At 25.2% G+C, this 17427-nt stretch carries 21 protein-coding genes and 1 pseudogene; 1 reads left to right on the top strand and 21 read right to left on the bottom strand.

Going from position 1 to position 17427, the window contains the following annotated elements; genetic code table 11:
* Nucleotide 1: 1 nt before the first annotated feature.
* The 15 genes and pseudogenes from ASHG_RS01555 to efp form a co-directional block, all read right to left on the bottom strand.
* Nucleotides 2-592 (bottom strand): lysophospholipid acyltransferase family protein, encoded by a 591-nt coding sequence (locus ASHG_RS01555; protein WP_040397056.1) that lies wholly within the window; start codon nucleotides 590-592, stop codon nucleotides 2-4.
* Nucleotides 582-1232: a (d)CMP kinase gene (cmk, locus tag ASHG_RS01550; RefSeq protein WP_040397055.1), complete on the bottom strand. Its 651-nt coding sequence runs from the start codon at nucleotides 1230-1232 to the stop codon at nucleotides 582-584. Before cmk ends, ASHG_RS01555 begins: the two co-directional genes overlap by 11 nt.
* Nucleotides 1225-2447, bottom strand: a pseudogene (locus ASHG_RS01545) (BaiN/RdsA family NAD(P)/FAD-dependent oxidoreductase). Before ASHG_RS01545 ends, cmk begins: the two are co-directional and overlap by 8 nt.
* A gap of 4 nt (nucleotides 2448-2451) precedes the next feature.
* Complete coding sequence (locus ASHG_RS01540; protein WP_040397053.1) at nucleotides 2452-3147, bottom strand: pseudouridine synthase; 696 nt, start codon at nucleotides 3145-3147, stop codon at nucleotides 2452-2454.
* Nucleotides 3134-3673 carry an SMC-Scp complex subunit ScpB gene (gene scpB, locus ASHG_RS01535; RefSeq protein ID WP_040397051.1) on the bottom strand — a complete coding sequence of 180 codons (540 nt, stop codon included), beginning with the start codon at nucleotides 3671-3673 and terminating at the stop codon, nucleotides 3134-3136. Before scpB ends, ASHG_RS01540 begins: the two co-directional genes overlap by 14 nt.
* Nucleotides 3666-4379, bottom strand: a complete 714-nt coding sequence (locus ASHG_RS01530; protein WP_040397049.1) for a segregation and condensation protein A — start codon at nucleotides 4377-4379, stop codon at nucleotides 3666-3668. Before ASHG_RS01530 ends, scpB begins: the two co-directional genes overlap by 8 nt.
* Nucleotides 4369-4908 (bottom strand): NUDIX hydrolase, encoded by a 540-nt coding sequence (locus ASHG_RS01525; RefSeq protein WP_040397048.1) that lies wholly within the window; start codon nucleotides 4906-4908, stop codon nucleotides 4369-4371. Before ASHG_RS01525 ends, ASHG_RS01530 begins: the two co-directional genes overlap by 11 nt.
* A gap of 1 nt (nucleotide 4909) precedes the next feature.
* The gene (gene recN / locus ASHG_RS01520) at nucleotides 4910-6601 is read right to left on the bottom strand and encodes a DNA repair protein RecN (RefSeq protein WP_040397046.1); all 1692 of its coding nucleotides are present in this window, start codon (nucleotides 6599-6601) and stop codon (nucleotides 4910-4912) included.
* Complete coding sequence (locus tag ASHG_RS01515; protein WP_040397044.1) at nucleotides 6602-7054, bottom strand: arginine repressor; 453 nt, start codon at nucleotides 7052-7054, stop codon at nucleotides 6602-6604.
* Nucleotides 7051-7890 carry a polyprenyl synthetase family protein gene (locus tag ASHG_RS01510; protein WP_040397042.1) on the bottom strand — a complete coding sequence of 280 codons (840 nt, stop codon included), beginning with the start codon at nucleotides 7888-7890 and terminating at the stop codon, nucleotides 7051-7053. Before ASHG_RS01510 ends, ASHG_RS01515 begins: the two co-directional genes overlap by 4 nt.
* The gene (gene xseB / locus ASHG_RS01505; protein ID WP_040397041.1) at nucleotides 7883-8068 is read right to left on the bottom strand and encodes an exodeoxyribonuclease VII small subunit; all 186 of its coding nucleotides are present in this window, start codon (nucleotides 8066-8068) and stop codon (nucleotides 7883-7885) included. Before xseB ends, ASHG_RS01510 begins: the two co-directional genes overlap by 8 nt.
* Nucleotides 8061-9239 (bottom strand): exodeoxyribonuclease VII large subunit, encoded by a 1179-nt coding sequence (gene xseA / locus ASHG_RS01500; protein WP_040397039.1) that lies wholly within the window; start codon nucleotides 9237-9239, stop codon nucleotides 8061-8063. The genes xseB and xseA overlap by 8 nt, the downstream gene beginning before the upstream one ends.
* The gene (gene nusB / locus ASHG_RS01495; RefSeq protein WP_040397037.1) at nucleotides 9240-9629 is read right to left on the bottom strand and encodes a transcription antitermination factor NusB; all 390 of its coding nucleotides are present in this window, start codon (nucleotides 9627-9629) and stop codon (nucleotides 9240-9242) included.
* On the bottom strand, nucleotides 9629-9943 hold the full coding sequence (locus tag ASHG_RS01490; protein ID WP_040397035.1) for an Asp23/Gls24 family envelope stress response protein: 315 nt from the start codon (nucleotides 9941-9943) through the stop codon (nucleotides 9629-9631). Before ASHG_RS01490 ends, nusB begins: the two co-directional genes overlap by 1 nt.
* Nucleotides 9944-9953: 10 nt before the next feature.
* A complete protein-coding gene (gene efp, locus ASHG_RS01485; RefSeq protein WP_040397033.1) occupies nucleotides 9954-10511 on the bottom strand; it encodes an elongation factor P in 558 nt (185 codons plus the stop codon).
* Nucleotides 10512-10649: 138 nt separating this feature from the next.
* Between efp and ASHG_RS01480 the strand changes: the two genes are divergently transcribed.
* A complete protein-coding gene (locus ASHG_RS01480; protein WP_040397032.1) occupies nucleotides 10650-11828 on the top strand; it encodes a tRNA(Met) cytidine acetate ligase in 1179 nt (392 codons plus the stop codon).
* Nucleotides 11829-11849: 21 nt separating this feature from the next.
* On the opposite strand, the gene ASHG_RS01475 is transcribed toward ASHG_RS01480, so the two are convergent.
* The 6 genes from ASHG_RS01475 to ASHG_RS01450 are packed head-to-tail and all read right to left on the bottom strand — an operon-like array spanning nucleotide 11850 to nucleotide 17279.
* The gene (locus ASHG_RS01475) at nucleotides 11850-12332 is read right to left on the bottom strand and encodes an ATP synthase subunit B family protein (protein ID WP_040397031.1); all 483 of its coding nucleotides are present in this window, start codon (nucleotides 12330-12332) and stop codon (nucleotides 11850-11852) included.
* On the bottom strand, nucleotides 12319-12825 hold the full coding sequence (gene coaD, locus ASHG_RS01470) for a pantetheine-phosphate adenylyltransferase (protein WP_040397030.1): 507 nt from the start codon (nucleotides 12823-12825) through the stop codon (nucleotides 12319-12321). The genes ASHG_RS01475 and coaD overlap by 14 nt, the downstream gene beginning before the upstream one ends.
* 12 nt (nucleotides 12826-12837) lie before the next feature.
* Nucleotides 12838-13362 carry a 16S rRNA (guanine(966)-N(2))-methyltransferase RsmD gene (gene rsmD, locus ASHG_RS01465; RefSeq protein ID WP_148334109.1) on the bottom strand — a complete coding sequence of 175 codons (525 nt, stop codon included), beginning with the start codon at nucleotides 13360-13362 and terminating at the stop codon, nucleotides 12838-12840.
* Nucleotides 13362-15341 (bottom strand): ATP-dependent DNA helicase RecG, encoded by a 1980-nt coding sequence (locus ASHG_RS01460; RefSeq protein ID WP_040397027.1) that lies wholly within the window; start codon nucleotides 15339-15341, stop codon nucleotides 13362-13364. The genes rsmD and ASHG_RS01460 overlap by 1 nt, the downstream gene beginning before the upstream one ends.
* Before the next feature lie 5 nt (nucleotides 15342-15346).
* Nucleotides 15347-16918: a DAK2 domain-containing protein gene (locus ASHG_RS01455; RefSeq protein ID WP_040397025.1), complete on the bottom strand. Its 1572-nt coding sequence runs from the start codon at nucleotides 16916-16918 to the stop codon at nucleotides 15347-15349.
* 7 nt (nucleotides 16919-16925) lie between these two features.
* Complete coding sequence (locus tag ASHG_RS01450) at nucleotides 16926-17279, bottom strand: Asp23/Gls24 family envelope stress response protein (protein ID WP_040397024.1); 354 nt, start codon at nucleotides 17277-17279, stop codon at nucleotides 16926-16928.
* Between the last annotated feature and the right edge of the window lie 148 nt (nucleotides 17280-17427).

Below are 17427 nucleotides of genomic sequence, written 5' to 3'. Positions count from 1 at the left end.
CTTAAACCTTTCTTAGAAATTTATGATTTTCATACATCTTCTCATATGTTTCATCCATTATTTTTTCCATTGCATCTTTTGATTTATATTCTTTAAAATTTTCAATTTTAACAAGATTTTTTATATATAAATTAGTTTTAAAAAATGGTTTATAAGAAGAAATAATTTCTATTGTTAATATATCTGTTTTTGATTTTAGTGCAATATAACCTGCACCATCTTTTATATTTTCTCTCTTTATTTCTTTTACTCTTGTTCCTTCTGGAAATATTCCCAAAATTTTTCCTTTTTTTATTAATTTTATGGAATCTCTTAACACACTTAAATCTTTTCCATCTCTTTGGGCAGGAATTACATTTAATTTTTTTAATATATTTTTCAATATTGGTATTTCAAATAATTCCTTTTTTGCAATAAAATGAACCTGCCTATTAATAGCAAGAGCAACAAAAATAGGATCAAAAAAAGATTTATGATTTGCACATATTATATATTTTTCATCTTTTGGTATATTTTCAATACCATGAACTCTAATCCTAAATAGTGGTGTTGCTATTATCCTAATCAAAAAATAAATAAACCTATAAAACATCTTCTTTATCCATTTTTTCCAAAATTTTTTCAATTGTTTGATCAATTGTTAAATCAGAAGAATCTATTTCTATCGCATCTTCTGCTTTTTTTAGTGGAGAAACTTCTCTATGCGAATCCAAATAATCTCTTTTTTCAATATCTTTTTTTATTTCTACAAAACTTTTATCTATTTCATTTTGTTCAAAACGTCTTTTTGCTCTAACGAAAGATGATGCATCAAGATAAAATTTATATTTTGCATCTGGAAAGACAACAGTTCCAATATCACGCCCATCTAAAATTATCGATTTATTCTTTGAAATATTTCTTTGCAGTTCTACTAAATATTCTCTTACAACTGGAATTGATGAGACCCAAGATACATTTTCTGTGACTTCTTTATATCTGATTTCTTGACTAACATCTTTTCCATTTAAAAAAACTTTATCTTCATTAATATCTATATTTATTTTTTTAAGAATTTTTATGTCTATAGTATCCGATTTTTTTATATTATTTTCTAAAAAATAAAGGGTCAATGCCCTGTACATCGATCCAGTATTTAAATATGAAATTTTTAATTTATTTGCTAATAAATTTGCTATTGTACTTTTTCCTGATCCACTTGGACCATCCAATGCTATTATATAATTACTCATCAATACTCCTTAAATTTTCAGCACAAGCATAAGCCTCAGAAAAGGCAATTTGCAAATTATATCCTCCAGTTAAAGTATCTACATCAGTAACTTCTCCTACAAAATATAAGCCTGAAACTTTTTTTGATTCCATTGTTTTAGGATTTATTTCTTTACAATCAACTCCACCTGATGTTATTATTCCATTTTTAACATCGCTTAGGCCATCATATTCTAATTTAAACTTTTTTATTTCTTCTATTAATTTAAACCTTTCTTCTTTTGTAATTTGATTTGCTTTTTTGTGAAAATCAACTTCTCCTCTTTTTAAAACAATCTCAACAAAAGCATTTAATAGGAGTTTTTTCAATATGTTTACTATATCTTTATTTGGATCATTTTCAAAATCTCTTAATAATCTATTATCTAATTTTTCAAAATCCAAGGCAGGTTTTAAGTCAATATAAATTTCCTTAATTTTACTTCTATTTATTAAAGATGACATGGTAAGCACTATTGGTCCTGTTATAAATTTTTTTCCAATTAACATATCTCCAAATTCACTTAATTTTTTCTTATCAGTTTCAACATTTAATGAAACATTTTTTAAAGATATTCCATTTAATGAATCTAAATCTACATCCTTAAATTTTATTGGACACAAAGCTGGCTTTGTCTCAATGATATTATGGGAAAATTCTTTTGCAAATTTATATCCATCTCCAGTTGATCCTGTTAAGGGATAAGAAAGACCCCCAGTTGCTATAACAACTTTATCAAAGACATAAGAATCTTTATTTGTTTTTATTATAAATTTTTCTTTTTCATTTTTTTTACTTTTTCTACATTTTCATTTAATTTTAAGTCTATATGTTTTTTTATAATTAATTTTTCAAAAAATTTTATTACGTCATTTGATTTTTCACTTTTTGGGAATACTCTATCCCCTCTTTGAACAACAAGTTTTAAACCCTTATTTTCCATATAATCCATTAGGGCATAATTATCAAAGTTCGTGAACGATGAATACATGAATTTTTTATTAACTACAATATTTTCAAGAAATTCATCAAAAAATTTGGCATTTGTAATGTTACATCTGCCCTTACCTGTTATAAATAATTTTTTTCCTATTTTGTTATTTTTTTCAATTATACATACATTATTTTCTTTATTTTTGGCATTTATTGCAGTGAAAACACCTGCAGCTCCTGCCCCTATGATTGCTATATCCATATTCCTATAAACTTTCTAAATACTCAACTTCTCTTTTATCAAGTTTTTCGTATTCTCCATTTTCTAAATTTCCAAGTTCGATTTCTCCAATTTTTATTCTTTTTAAATCAGTTACAATTGATCCAAAGTATAAGAACATTCTTCTTACTTGCCTATTAAATCCTTGATGAATTATAACCTCATATATTTTTCTATTTTTATCTAGTAAATTTAAATTTGCACCAGAAGTTATCTCTTTTTTGGATAATTTTATACCATTTTTAAAAATATATTCTTCATTTTTATTAAGTAATTTATCAACTTTAACTATATAGGTCTTTTCTATTTCCTTACTTGGATGAATTATTTTATTTGTAACTTTTCCATCATTTGTAATTAACATTAAACCATGGGAATCTTTATCAAGTCTACCTGCACAAAAAAACCTCTGATCAATTTTTATCAAATTATTTAAGTCTTTTTTATTGTGAGGATCATAGTTTGAAGAAATAAATCCAGTAGGTTTGTTAAGTTTATAATAAAATTTTTCTTTTATTTCTATAACTTTTCCATTAACTTTTACTAGATCATTTTTCTTAACTTGGTAAGATAAATCTTCCAATTTTTTTCCATTTATATAAACTAGACCTTTTTTTATAAAATCTTCACTTTTTCTTCTTGATGCAAGACCTGATTTTGCTATATATTTATTGATTCTCATCTATCTCTCCCAAAAGTTCTTCATCTATTTTTGGCAAATCATCGAGAGTTGAAATATTAAAATATTTTAAAAATAAATCGGTTGTAGCATAAATAATTGGCTTTCCTATCTTATCTAGTCTTCCACTTTCTTTTATCAATTTTTTCTCTATAAGATTATCAATTGTCGATTGAGATTTAACTCCCCTAATTTTATCAATTTCAGCTCGTGTTATAGGTTGCTTGTAAGCTATGATTGATAGAGTTTCCAATGAAGAATTAGATAACTTTTTGTCTGATTTTTTTACTATATTTGAAATATATTTCTCATGCTCAGCTCTTGTAGAAAATTGATATTTATTTTCATATTTTTTTAATAGTAGTCCACTAGATTTTTCATTTCTTTCTGCCATAATTTCTTCAATAGCACTTCTTATTTCAGATTTTTCAGCATCAAAAATTATCCTTGACAAATCATCTATATCTATAGGATCTCCCCAAATATATAAAATTTCTTCAATAATTCCCTTTAAATAATAATTATTCATCTTTTTCCCTTTTTATAATTAAAAATTCATTTATTTTTTCTTCTTTCAAATAAATTTCTTTTAACCTAACTAGCTCAAGAAGTGCCAAAAATGTCCCTATACAGGATGCTTTAGATTTTATTTCATTAATAATTGAATTTAACCTAATAGATGTAGAAAATTTAAGAGTATTTCTAATTTTTAAAATATAATCATTTACATCAAGTCTTTTTATTGTCTTTATTAGGTCAGGTTTTTCGGTTTTCTCATTATTATAAGCCTTTAACAATTTTACAAACTCATTTTTTAAAATATTTACATCTTTACTAATTATTTCATCTTCATTTTTGTACTTAGAAAAGTCTTCTTGGTATTTGCTATAATATTTTCTCGATTCTTCTTCTAATATTTTAAAATCATTCTCAACACTCTTAATTTTTTTATATTCAATTAAATATGAAATAAAATCTTCTTCAATAGTATCGTCTTCTTCTTTGGGCATAAGTTTTCTAGATTTTATATACAACAAAATAGAAGATATATAAATAAACTCACTTAATTGGTCAATAGGAATATCCATTTCATTGATTGCCTCCATATAAGGGCTTGTTATATCTTCTATTTTTATATCATAAATATCTACTTTTTGCTTTTCAATAAGTTTTAATAAGACATCAAATGGTCCTGTATAAACTTCTAAATCTATATTTAAACTATTATTTTTCATCAATCAATCTTTTTGCATATAAAACTGCTATTATGGTTTTTGCATCAGTAATTTCACCGTTTATTACCATATTATAGACATCATCAATTTTGTATGATTTTCTTTCCAAAAATTCATCTTCATCTTCTTCTAGTTTTGACTCTTCTAAATTTTTTGCCAAAAAGAATGATAATTTGTCATTTGTAAATCCTGGTGATGCATGCATATCAAACAAATATTCAATATCTAAAGGCATAAATCCAATTTCTTCTTGTAATTCTCTTCTTGCAGTTTCTATTGGTTTTTCGTTAGATTCAACCAAACCTGCAGGAATTTCTAGGGTAAATTCATCAACAGCCTTTCTGTATTGTCGAACTAAATAAATTGAATCTTCACCATCAAAAGCTATAATTCCTACTCCCTTCATATGGTCAACTATTTCTCTTTTGGAATATTTTTTATCAGGCATTTCAACAGTTTCAACTCTGAGCGAAAGAATTTTGCCTTCATAAATATTATCAACTTTTATTGTTTTCTCATAATTATCCATACTAATTTCCTTTTCTTAAATTTTCAGCCATTTCTAGCATCTCTTTTGCTGATTCCATTGTTTTGTCAGTAATATCAACACCTGCTAATAATCTAGCTATTTCTTTAGTTCTTTCTATATCCTTTATATTTTTTGATTTTGAAATTGTCAAATTTTCTTCATCATTTTTTTCAATTAAGATATGATTTGTTGATAAGGATGCAATTTGAGGTAAATGGCTAATTGCAATTATTTGTCTTTTTTTCGAAAGATCAAGAATTTTTTCACCAACTATTTGTGCTGTTCTACCGCTTATACCTTGATCAATCTCATCAAATATCATAGTATCAATTTTATCATAATCTGCAAATATTTTTTTAAATGATAAAACAATCCTAGAAATTTCTCCCCCAGATGCAGTTGTAGATAATGATTTTAAATCCTCTCCCTTGTTTGTCTTTATCAAAAAATCTACATTATCAATACCATTTGAATCTATTTTTTCTTTTTCTTTAAATAAAACATTAAAATCACCATTTTTAATATTTAATGATTGAATTTCTTTTTTTATTTCTATCTCAAGACTTTTTGACTTATTTTTTCTAATTTCAGATAATTTTTTTGACTTTTCATATAATTTAGAGTCTATTTTTTGAATATCATTTTTTATATTTTTCTTTAATTCTGATACCTTTTCAAGCTCTTTCAATCTTAATGTTATTTTTTGATAATACTTTAGAATATCTTCTATATTATTACCATATTTTCTTTTTAAATCAAAAAGTTTTTGATTTATCATTTCAAGTTCATATAATCTTTCTGGGTTTTGATCCAAAGTATCTTTATAACTTTCAAGATCTGAATAAACTTCATTTATTAAATCTATTACTGTTTCTATTTTTTCATTTACTTCATCAATTCTCTCATCAATTGATGAAAATTCTGATAAATTTGAAGATAGGCTCGCTAAAAGAGAGCTGATTGTACCCTGATCATAATCAAATGATGATATTAGCTCTTCACTTTTTTCAATATTTTCTCTAAGCTCTGTTATTGAATTTAATTTTTTAAATTCTTGATATATTGATTCTTCATCTATATTTTCTAAATCTATTTGTTCAATGTCATCAATTTGATAATTAATAAGTTCTTTTTCTCTTGAAACTTCTTCTTGTGAAAGATCAAAATTTTCAAATTTTTTAATTAATTTATATTTTTCATTATATAAATATTTTATTTCTTTTATTAATAAAATTGATTCATCATTCTTTTTATAGGAATCTATTATATTTAAGTAATTATCCTTATCCATAAAAACATTAGAATCACCTTGTTTATAAATATCAATTAATAAGGGTGATATCTCTTTTACTAAAGATAAATTTGTAGCTCTATTATTTAGTCTAATTGATGATGATTGTTGTGATATAGTTCTAGTAATTATAAGCTTATTATCGTCAAAAGTTATATCTTTACTTTCTAATTTTTTAAGTGTATTTTTATCTACAACAAAAACAGCTTCTATTATTGTTTTATCGTCAAATTTTCCTATGACATCTTTATTTGCTCTTTTTCCTAGAACAATATTAATAGCATCTAGAATTAAACTTTTACCTGAACCCGTTTCTCCAGTAAAAACATTAAATCCTTTATCAAAAAATAAATGATCTCTTTTGATGATTACAAAGTTATTAATAAATAACTCAGCTAACACTTACTTCACCATACTTCTTAAAGTTTCAATTAAGTCATCTATATCATCAATATTTTTAGGTGTAATAAATATAGTATCAAGACCTGTAACTATTCCACCTATATTTTCAAGTTTTGCATTTGTTATAAATAGTCCACAAACAGTAGCTGTATATGATATAGTTTTTATTACAACTAATTGATATGATCTTTCTACTGAAAGTACCGATTCTTTAAATATTTTTTCCATTCTTTCATTTAATGAATCGTATACAGTATCTATTACAGTATATTTATATTCATAATCATCAGTTTGAACTTTTGAAATTCTAAGTTCTTTTATATCTCTAGAAATTGTAGCTTGAGTTGCATCAACTCCTTGATCTCTTAATAATCTTGAAAGTTGACTTTGAGTTTTAACCTCATTATTTTGAATTATATCTAAAATAAGTCTTTGTCTAGTATACTTTTTCATTTGATCCTCTCTGTTAAATAATCAATTAAATATATATGAAAATCATTGTTGTTAAAATCTTTAATATTTTCTTTAGCTTTTTTATTAAAGTCCAGTAATAATTTTTTTGAATCTTCCATAGAAAGACAAGATAAAATATTTAATTCTTTCTCATCATATTTGTCCAAAATATCATCTTGTAATTGAAATGCCATTCCTAAATAATAAGCATAGTCTTCAAGTTTTCTAAGACTTTTTTCATCTAATTGTGAATACAAACCCGCCATCATAATTGCTGACATAAATAATCTAGATGTTTTATTTTTATAAACATCTAATATATATGGAAGATCTTCATTTTTACTTGCTTTTATATCAAAAACTTGTCCTTTGATCATTCCATCTTTTCCACATGCATTTGCTAAGTATCTTGCAGGCTTAAGAAAACGTTGGTCTTTAATACTCAAGTCTAAAAGATTTTCAAAAGCATATGATAGAAGACTATCCCCTACTAAAATAGCAATATCTTCGCCAAATTTTTTGTGGACAGTAAATTTATTTCTTCTATAATCATCATTGTCCATACAAGGCATATCATCATGTACTAAGGAATAAGCATGAATCATTTCTAAAGACAAAGCAGCCTGAATAATATCTTCATTAATGTCTTCATTCAAAAGCATTTTACAAGTTTCTATAAAAATAACTGGCCTAATTCTTTTTCCTGAATCCGTAGCATAATATAAAGCTTCATTTAAAGGATTATCATCTATAAATTTTTCTTTAAAAGCTTTATCTATAATAAGTTTGTCGTTTTTTAAAATTTTCTCAAATTCTTCTTTATTCATCTCAGTCATTATTAATTACTTCAACCTTTGCTTTGTAGTCATTCATTTTTTTATTAAGTTTTTCATAAATATCTTTTGCCTCTTTATAAATTTCAAGGCTTTTATCAATATTGTCTTTGTTATTTTCTAAATCATGCAACAAAGATTCCATTTTTTTATAATTTTCTTCAAATGTATCATTAATCATAAATTTCAGCTTTCACTTCTCCATCACCAAATACAATTTTTACCTTATCCTTATTTTTTAGAGTATTTTTTGAAAAAATAAAATTATCATCCAAATCTTTTATATAAATACTTTTCTTTTTTATCTCTAAAATTGAATTTATTGAATCTAGCCTATATTTTAAATTAGAAATGTCATTTTCTTTTTGCTTTAAATTATAATTCATAACTTCTTTTAACTTATCAAATAATGCATTTAAATCATTTGATTTTTTTTCTATCAAATTTTCAATATTATAAAATTCTAACTTTTCTCTTAAATTATTAAGCTTTATTTCTTTTAATTCAATATTTCTATCTAAAGTCTTTTTAATATTTATATATAGTAAATCTATATCATCCCTTAATTTCTTATAATTTCTTACTAAATAAGTTCCAGCTTCTGTTGGTGTTTGTAATGACAAATCACTTACTAAATCTGCTAATGATAAATCAATTTTATGTCCTATTGCTGAAATAATTGGAGATTTTGATGAAAATATTTTTTCTACAATATCTTTATCATTAAAAACTTTAAGATCTTCTTTACTTCCTCCGCCTCTAGTTATAACTATGGCATCTAAAGATTTTTTATCTAAAATTTCTATTGCATTAATAATTTCATTTTTTGCACTTTGTCCTTGAACCTTAACTGGATACAAATAAATATTTATATCAGACATTTCCTTATTTATTACTGAAATAAAATCAACAATTGCAGCTGACTTATCTGATGTGATTAATCCAATATTTTTAGGATATGCTACTATAGATTTTTTATTTTCGTCATCAAAATAACCTCTTTTATAAAAATCTTCTTTTAATCTTAAAAAATTCAAAAAATCTTCAGACAATCCTTTGCTTTTTATCTCATTTACTGAAATAGAAATTTTGGAGATAAAGCTATTGTATATTAAATTACCTTCAACAATAACTTCGTCTCCATTATTATAATCTCCCAAATCCTTATCTTCATAATAATAAATTACACAATCAATAATTTCATCTTCTTCCTTTAATGAAAAATATATATGATTGTGAGAAATTTTATAATTAGCTATTTCACCTTTTATACTTATACTTTGAAATAAGGGATCAAGTTTAAAAGAAGTCTTTATATATTGGTTAAATTGTTTAACACTCAAAGATTTCAATTAGTTACTCTTTTCTGCAATTTTTCCTAAAACGCTATTAATAAACTTATAGCCATCGCTTGTAGAATATTGTTTTGATATATTTACAGCTTCGTTAATAGAAACACTTACTGGTACATCTAAATATTTTATCTCATTAACACTCAAAAACAATATTGATCTATCTACTTTTGCAAGTCTATTCAATGATGATGAACCAATTTGATCTACAATAGTTTTTTCAATATTTTCATAATTTTCTAAATAAGATTTTAATGATTGGTATAAAAAAGAGTCTTTATTCAAATTCAATTCATGGTCTATAATAGCTTGATTTATATCATTAGGACTTTCTATTTGATTTTCAAATATTAATTTAAAGACCCAGTCTCTTTGATTTGCTCTGTTCATTATATTACTAAACTATTTACTTCGACATTTACTCTCTTTACAGATAAGCCTGTCATAGTTTCTACTTGTCTTTTAACATTTTCTTGTACATTTTTTATTGTTTTTCTAACATTGACGTCAGCACTAATAACTAAATTCAAATCAATAATTACAAAACCATTAACTATAGAAACTTTAGTATCCTTTTTAGCTTCTTTACTTGATTTTGTTTTTGATTCTATTACACCATTTATTTCATTACAAGCTTGTTTAGCTATAACTTCTATGGTTTCATTAGCAATTTTTACACTTCCATATTTAAATGCTCTTGCCATTATTTCTCCTTTACACTCTGGATAAATATTCCCCTTTTCTTGTATCAATTTTTATAACATCTCCTTCATTTACAAAAACTGGTACATTTATAACTGCTCCTGTTTCAACTTCTGCAGGCTTTGTTACGTTAGTAGCTGTATCACCTTTAATTGCGGGTTCAGTTTTTACAACTTCAAGCTCTACAAAATTAGGCGCCTCAATTGAAAAAGGATTATCTTTATAAAATCTCATTGTTGCAGTATCATTTTCCTTAATATAAGGAATAGCTTCTGAAACTGCATCCTTATCTACAGGAATTTGTTCAAAAGTTTCTGGATCCATAAAATAATATAATTGTCCGTCATTGTATAAGTATTGCATTTCTTTTGTTGAAATAATTGCTTGTTCAAATTTTTCATTTGGATTAAAAGTTACATCTTTATTTCCGCCTTGCATTACAGACTTAATTTTTGCCCTTACAAAAGCTGCACCCTTTCCTGGTTTAACATGTTGGAAATCTATTACTTGATAAACATCTCCATCATATTCAAAAGTAATTCCTTTTCTTAAATCATTTGCTGATATCATACATCCTCCTAATCGGTCTTTTTCTAATATTATACCACTATTAAATAATTTTTTAAATTATTATGTAAAAATATGTAAAAACCAAAAATATTTTTTCACTCAATTATCTTATTTGTTATAATATATTAAGGAGTAATTATGAAAAAATTAGCAATTATATCGGAATACAATCCATTTCATAATGGTCACAACTATATACAAAAAAAAGCTAAAAAAATTTCAAATGCTGATATTATAATTTCTATAATGAGTGGTGATTTCGTTCAAAGAGGTGAGCCAAGTTTAATAGATAAATATAAAAGGGCCAATTCTGCGCTTATTTCTGCAGATTTAATAATAGAAATGCCTTCTTTTGTCACATTACAAGCTGCGAATTTATTTGCTAGAAAAAATATTGAAATTTTAGATAAACTAGAGGTAGACTATCTGGCATTTGGTATAGAAAATATTAGCAAGAATGATTTTTTAAATTCTGTTAACAATATTTTGAATAATGATAAATTAATAAATGAAAAAATAAAAAAACTTTTAAATAAAGGAATGTCTTATTCAAAAGCTTCCTATGAGGCTTCCAAATCCTACGCTATTAATGATAATTTTTTCTCAGCTAATAATATTCTAGCTTTGGAATATATTAGAGCAATGAAAAATATAAATTCCAATATTAAGGCCATTCCAATAAAAAGAATTAAATCTTTAAATAGGGATATAAGCTTAAATAATAATACTTACGCATCATCGACTGCAATTAGAAATAATATAAGTAAAACAAATTTAAGATCTTACCTTCCACCTTGTTCATATGAAAATATAATGAAATTTCAAAATGAATATAAATCTTTTCCAACTATGGAAAAAATATATGAATTATTTAGATACAAAATCTTAATTGATAATAAAGACATGAATAAAATATTATGCTATGAAGAAGGTTTAGACAATTATTTAAAAAAACTTGCTATAAATAATTCTACTTATAATAATTTTATTAAAAATGCAAGTAGTTATAGATTTACTGAATCTAGAATAAAGAGACTCATAATTAATTATTTATTAGAAAACACTATAGATTTTAATGATATAGATATAAATTTCATTAAGGTTCTTGCTTTTAATGAAAAGTCTACAAAACTTTTAAAAAATACAAAGCTTTCAGTAATAATTCAAAAAAAAGATGAAGACAAAATTAAAAATGATGAAAAAATCATATATGATCAAATGATTAGATCATCAAATCTCTATTCTTTATTGATTAATAGAAATCTAAATAGTGATTTCACACAAAAAATAGTACTAAAAAAATCCTCTGATTTATAAGAGGATTTTTTACTTTATATCTTATTTTTGATTTAAAATATGTTTTCTATTTTTTTCTAGTGATTGAGCTAATTGATTGAAATTATCACAAGATTTAGAGAACAATTGATCGACATATTGATATGATTGTTGTTTTATTTTATTTGCTTGTATATTAGCGTCTTCAAGAATTCTTTGAGCTTCTTGTCTTGCTTCTGCTGTTATTTGATGTTCTGAAATCATTCTTTGATATTGACTTTTAGCTTGTTCTTTGAAATTTTTTATTTCATTATTTGCATTATCAACTTTTGATCTAGCTTCATTTTCAGCCTCTTGTAAAATTCTATCTTTTTCTTCATTAATCCATTGAGCATTTTTAATTTCTGTTGGCAATGAGTCTCTCATATCCCTAACAATTTCAAAAATTTCATCCGGATCAACAGAAACCTTTCTTGAAAATGGAACTGAACTAGCATTGTCCATTATATCTTCAATTTCATCAATAAGTTCATTAATATCTGCCATTATTTTTTCCTCCTAGTTTATTTTTTTCATATATAGCTTTCTTTACATTTTTTGATACAAATTTAGATACATCTCCACCAAAACTAGCTAGCTCCCTTATTCCGCTTGAACTTATAAACGAAAATTTAGGGTCAGAAAGCAAAAATATCGTTTCTAATCCAGGGTAAAGCTTGTTATTAAATTGAGCAATATTAATTTCATACTCATAGTCTGTAACTGCCCTTATTCCCCTAACTATCGTTTTAGAATTTTCTTTTTTTGCAAAGTCAACTAATAAACCTTCAAATGTTTTTACTTTTACGTTTTCCAGTTTATTTTCTTCAATTTCTTCTTCTATTAATTGTTTTCTCTCTTTAATTGAAAAAAGAGAGTGCTTGGTTTCATTTATTAATATAGCAACGACCACCTCATCAAACATTTGATCGAGTCTTTTTATAATATCTAAATGTCCGATTGTAATAGGATCGAAACTACCTGGATATATCACTTTCATAGCAATAAACTTTTACGATTTTCCTTCCATATTTTTTTCTTTTATCAATTGTAAATTTTCCATATGAGAAAAATCGATATTCCTATCTGATTCGCTTATTATTATACCATTATTATTTAATAAATGATAGTCTAATAAAGTCTCCATACTAATTTTTAAATAATCTTCTTTATAAGGAGGATCTAAATATATGTAATCAAAACTTTTATTTTGATTATGTAGTACTTCTAAAACTTTTCTAAAATCTCCCCTTATAGCATATGCATTTTTACAATCAATTTTTCTTAAATTTTCTTTTAATATCTTATAATTAGAATTATTAAGTTCTCCAAAAACAACTTCTTTGGCACCATGAGATAAAAATTCTATCCCCATTTGTCCTGTACAGGCAAACAAATCTAGGGCAGTAAAATTACTTTTGTAAGGATATAGCATCGCTAAAACTGCCTCTTTTACCTTATTATCAGTAGGTCTTGAATTATTTGCTTTTGGAGATTTTAAATTAAATCCTTTATACTTTCCTGCAACTACTCTCATTAGTTAAGCACTATCCTTTTATCTATATTAAAATATCTTTCCAAATAGGAAAAATTAACACCTTCAAAATTTGTTTCTTTAAGGTAGGCAAAAATTTTAAAACAAAGATTAATTTCTTCTTCTTTCAAATTAAAATAATTAATTTCATCTAGATTTCTTCCATGTTGAATCGTAGATAAAATCTTACCCCCACCTCTTAATTTCAAATCTTTTTTAGCAATTTCAAATCCGTCATTAGAATTTTTTATAATATTTAATTTGCTTCTTTCATCAACCTTTTTACTTACTAAATAGCAAAAAGATTTATGGGCTCCTCTTCCAATTCTACCCCTTAATTGATGAAGAGAGGATAGACCAAAATTACTAGCATTATAAATCACCATGCAATTCGCATTAGAAACATCTATACCTACTTCAATTACAGTTGTAGAGATTAAAATATGAATTATTCCTTCAGAAAATTCTTTTAAAATTTTTTCTTTTTCTTCTGGTTTGAGTTTTCCATGAAGCTTTTCTATTCTTATATTTTTAAACTTCTTTTTATATCGTTTAAACAAGTTTTCAACAGAATTATCGTCATCGCTGTCTATGGAGTCACTTACAACATAAACCTGTCTTCCATCATCTATAAATTTTTTTATCTTAGAAATTAGAGTATCTTCCATTGATAAAAGTACAAGTTCAGTAATAACTTGACCCCTACCTTTTGGTAATTCTGTAATTTGTGATAAACTTAATAAATTTTTCATTTTCAAAAATAATGTTCTAGGGATAGGAGTTGCTGTCATTGTAAGATAATTTGCCTTATTACCTTTTTCATATAAAGCTTGTCTTTGTCTAACACCAAACCTATGTTGTTCATCAGCAACTATCAATTTCAAATTTTTAAATTCTACATCTTCAACTATCAATGCATGTGTTCCCATTACAATATCAATTTGACCATTTTTAATCTTTTCTTTAACAAGATCTTTATTTTTTGTAGAAGAAGTTAATAATTCAACCTTCAAACCAAAACTTTCAATTAAGTTTTTATTTTTTTCATATTGTTGAATTGCTAAAACTTCAGTTGGAACCATCATACAAGTTTGGTAGGAATTAAGAGAGAAAATAATCATAGAAGTAATAGCTACAATTGTTTTTCCACTACCTACGTCTCCACACAAAAGTCTGTTCATAATACTTGAACTAGTACAATCATTTAAAATTTCAGTAAGAGAATTGTATTGACTTTTGGTAAGCTCAAAATCTAAACTATCTAAAATTTTATCCAAATCATATTTTAGTTTTAAGTCTTGATATGAATTTTCCTTTTGCATAGCATAGATAAAAATCAGCTCTTTTAAAAAATCAACAATCTTAATCTCTGACTTTGCTTTTTTCAAACTCTCAAGACTAGTTGGAAAATGAATTTCTCTTAAATTAGAAAGTTTATCAGAAAAATTAAATTTTTTACTTATATCATAATCAAGTAATATTTCATCTTTATCAAAAAAATTCAAGGCTTGTTCAATAAATTCTGATAAATTCTTATTAGTAATAGATTTTGTAAGTGGATATATTGGAACAATGTTACCAATTCTATCATTGTTAATATCACCAAATTCTGGATTATGACATTCATACTCATAACCACTCCTAATAACTTTTGTAAAAAACTTATAAGTATTACCTAATTTAAGTTTTCTTGGTGAAAATTTGTCATTAAAAAAAACTATCTTTATTCTTTTATCATTTTCACTAGCATAAAGATATGAAATCGAAAACTTATTACTATAATTTGTGTAGACTTTCGATTCAATTTTCCACTCAAAATAATGTTTATTCCCATCAAGAGTTTGGGATAAATCAAATTTTTTTGACCTATCCTCATATTCTCTAGGGTAATAATTATATAAGTCTTCTACCTTATAAATTGATAGCTTTTCTAGATATTCTTTTTTCTTTTTTCCTAAACCCTTAAGATCTAAAAGATCCATTTAATTTACTCCAAAGTAATTGTGTAATAATAAAGAGGTTGTCCACCATAAATCAATTCAACATCGCTGTCTTTAAATTTCTTTTGAGCAAATTTTTGAAGTTTTTTAGCTTCTCTATCACTAATATCTTCACCATAATATATTGTAATCAATGAAGTATCATCATCAACTGCTTTTAATAATGTTTCTTTAGCAGTTTTTTCAATAGAACTCTTACTTGTAACAATATTATTATCTACGATACCTATATATTCATCCTTTTTAATTGCGACATTATTGACATTTGTATCTCTAACCGCAATAGTAACTTCCAAAACCCTAACATCTTCAATAGCATCATTGAAATTTTCCATATTATCTTCTAATGACTCATCTTCATCAAAAGATAAAAGTGCAGAAAAAGATTCAGGTATAGATCTAGTTTCAACTACTCTACAAGTTTTATCTGATAATTCACATGCTTGTTTAGCACTCATAATGATATTTTTATTATTTGGTAAAATTATTACATTTTCACTATCAACTTTTTCAATTGCTTTATAAATATCTTCTGTAGAAGGATTCATAGTTTGTCCACCTGAAATAATTCTATCAATATTCAAACTTTCAAACACCTTATCATAACCTTCACCTCTAGAAACTGCAATAAAACCATACTTTTTAGAAGGTTTTTTATTTAATTTAACATTATTAATAACTTCAGGGTCTGTATTTTCAACATTCATAGATAATATTTGTCCAAAATCACTTACAATTTCTATAAGATTTTTTATACTATCACAATCAAAAGATAAATTTAAAATGCCATTATCAAAGTCATTAGTTAAAGATGTTGAAACATCTTCAATTTTTTTAATCAAATTATCTTTATCATCTTCATCTATGCTAATGGACAAGTCTACATTAAATTCTTTAGAAGGCAAATCTTCAATTTCGATTTCAGATAAATCTGTCTCTATATTTATTTCTCCATTAATAGCTTTTAAAGCACCCTCTAATAAAAACATTAATCCTTGACCACCAGAATCAACTACCTTGGCTTCTTTTAGAACAGGAAGTAAATTTGGTGTATCCAATAATGCCTTATGACCAGCTGCTATAATTTTATATAAATATTTATCAATATCAATATTATTTTCAAAAGAGTTTTCAGCTTCTTCTGCCATAAGTCTAGAAACTGTCAAAATTGTACCTTCTGTTGGTTTCATAACTGCTTTATAAGCAGTTTTATTAGCAGTTGCAAAGACTTCTTTTATGCTTTGTCCATCTATAATATCTTTACCTTTTAGAGATTTAGACATACCCCTACAAAGTTGTGACAATATAACACCTGAATTTCCTCTAGCTCCCATCAAAGTACCTTGACTTAAAGCCTTTGCGATATCATAACAAGACTGAGATTCTATTTGATTTACTTTCTCTACTCCGGATTTCATTGTCATAGTCATATTTGTACCAGTATCCCCATCAGGTACAGGAAATACATTTAAACTATCAACAACATCTCTTTTTTCATTAAGAAGTTCAAAAGACTTAATAATAATACTTTTAAACTTTTTACTATCGATTTTTTTCATTTTTCACCTAACTTCTAATCCCTTGAACTAAAATATTAACACTTGATACACCAACATTTAAAGAATGTTCAATATTATATTTTACATTTTCAATGATGTTTTGACATACAACTGCAATTCTTACACCATAATTTAAAAATAATGATATGTCTATAGTTACAGATCCATCTATATTTCTAAGAACTTTTACGCCTCTATTCATGTTTTCTATACCTAAAAGTTTATATAATCCATCTTTTGTACTTCTGCTAGCTAAACCTACTACACCATAAGATTCCATAACAGAAGATGCTGCAATATCTGCAATTACTTTTTCTGAAATACTAATTTTACCGTAATTGTTTTTGTACTTAATTGCCATAAACTCCTCCATTTTATTTTAAATATATAAAATATTATACCATAAATAGTTAATTATTATAATTTTGTTGAGATTTAAATATTATATTCTTTTTTATTATAAAATTTTACACAAAAAAAGGATGAGAAGACTCATCCTTTTTAATATT

The sequence above is a fragment of the Anaerococcus senegalensis JC48 genome (genome assembly GCF_000321005.1).
In the GTDB taxonomy this organism is placed as follows: Bacteria; Bacillota; Clostridia; order Tissierellales; family Peptoniphilaceae; genus Anaerococcus; species Anaerococcus senegalensis.
Note: the sequence above shows the minus strand (reverse complement) of the source record. Positions and strands in the feature narration are given on the sequence as shown.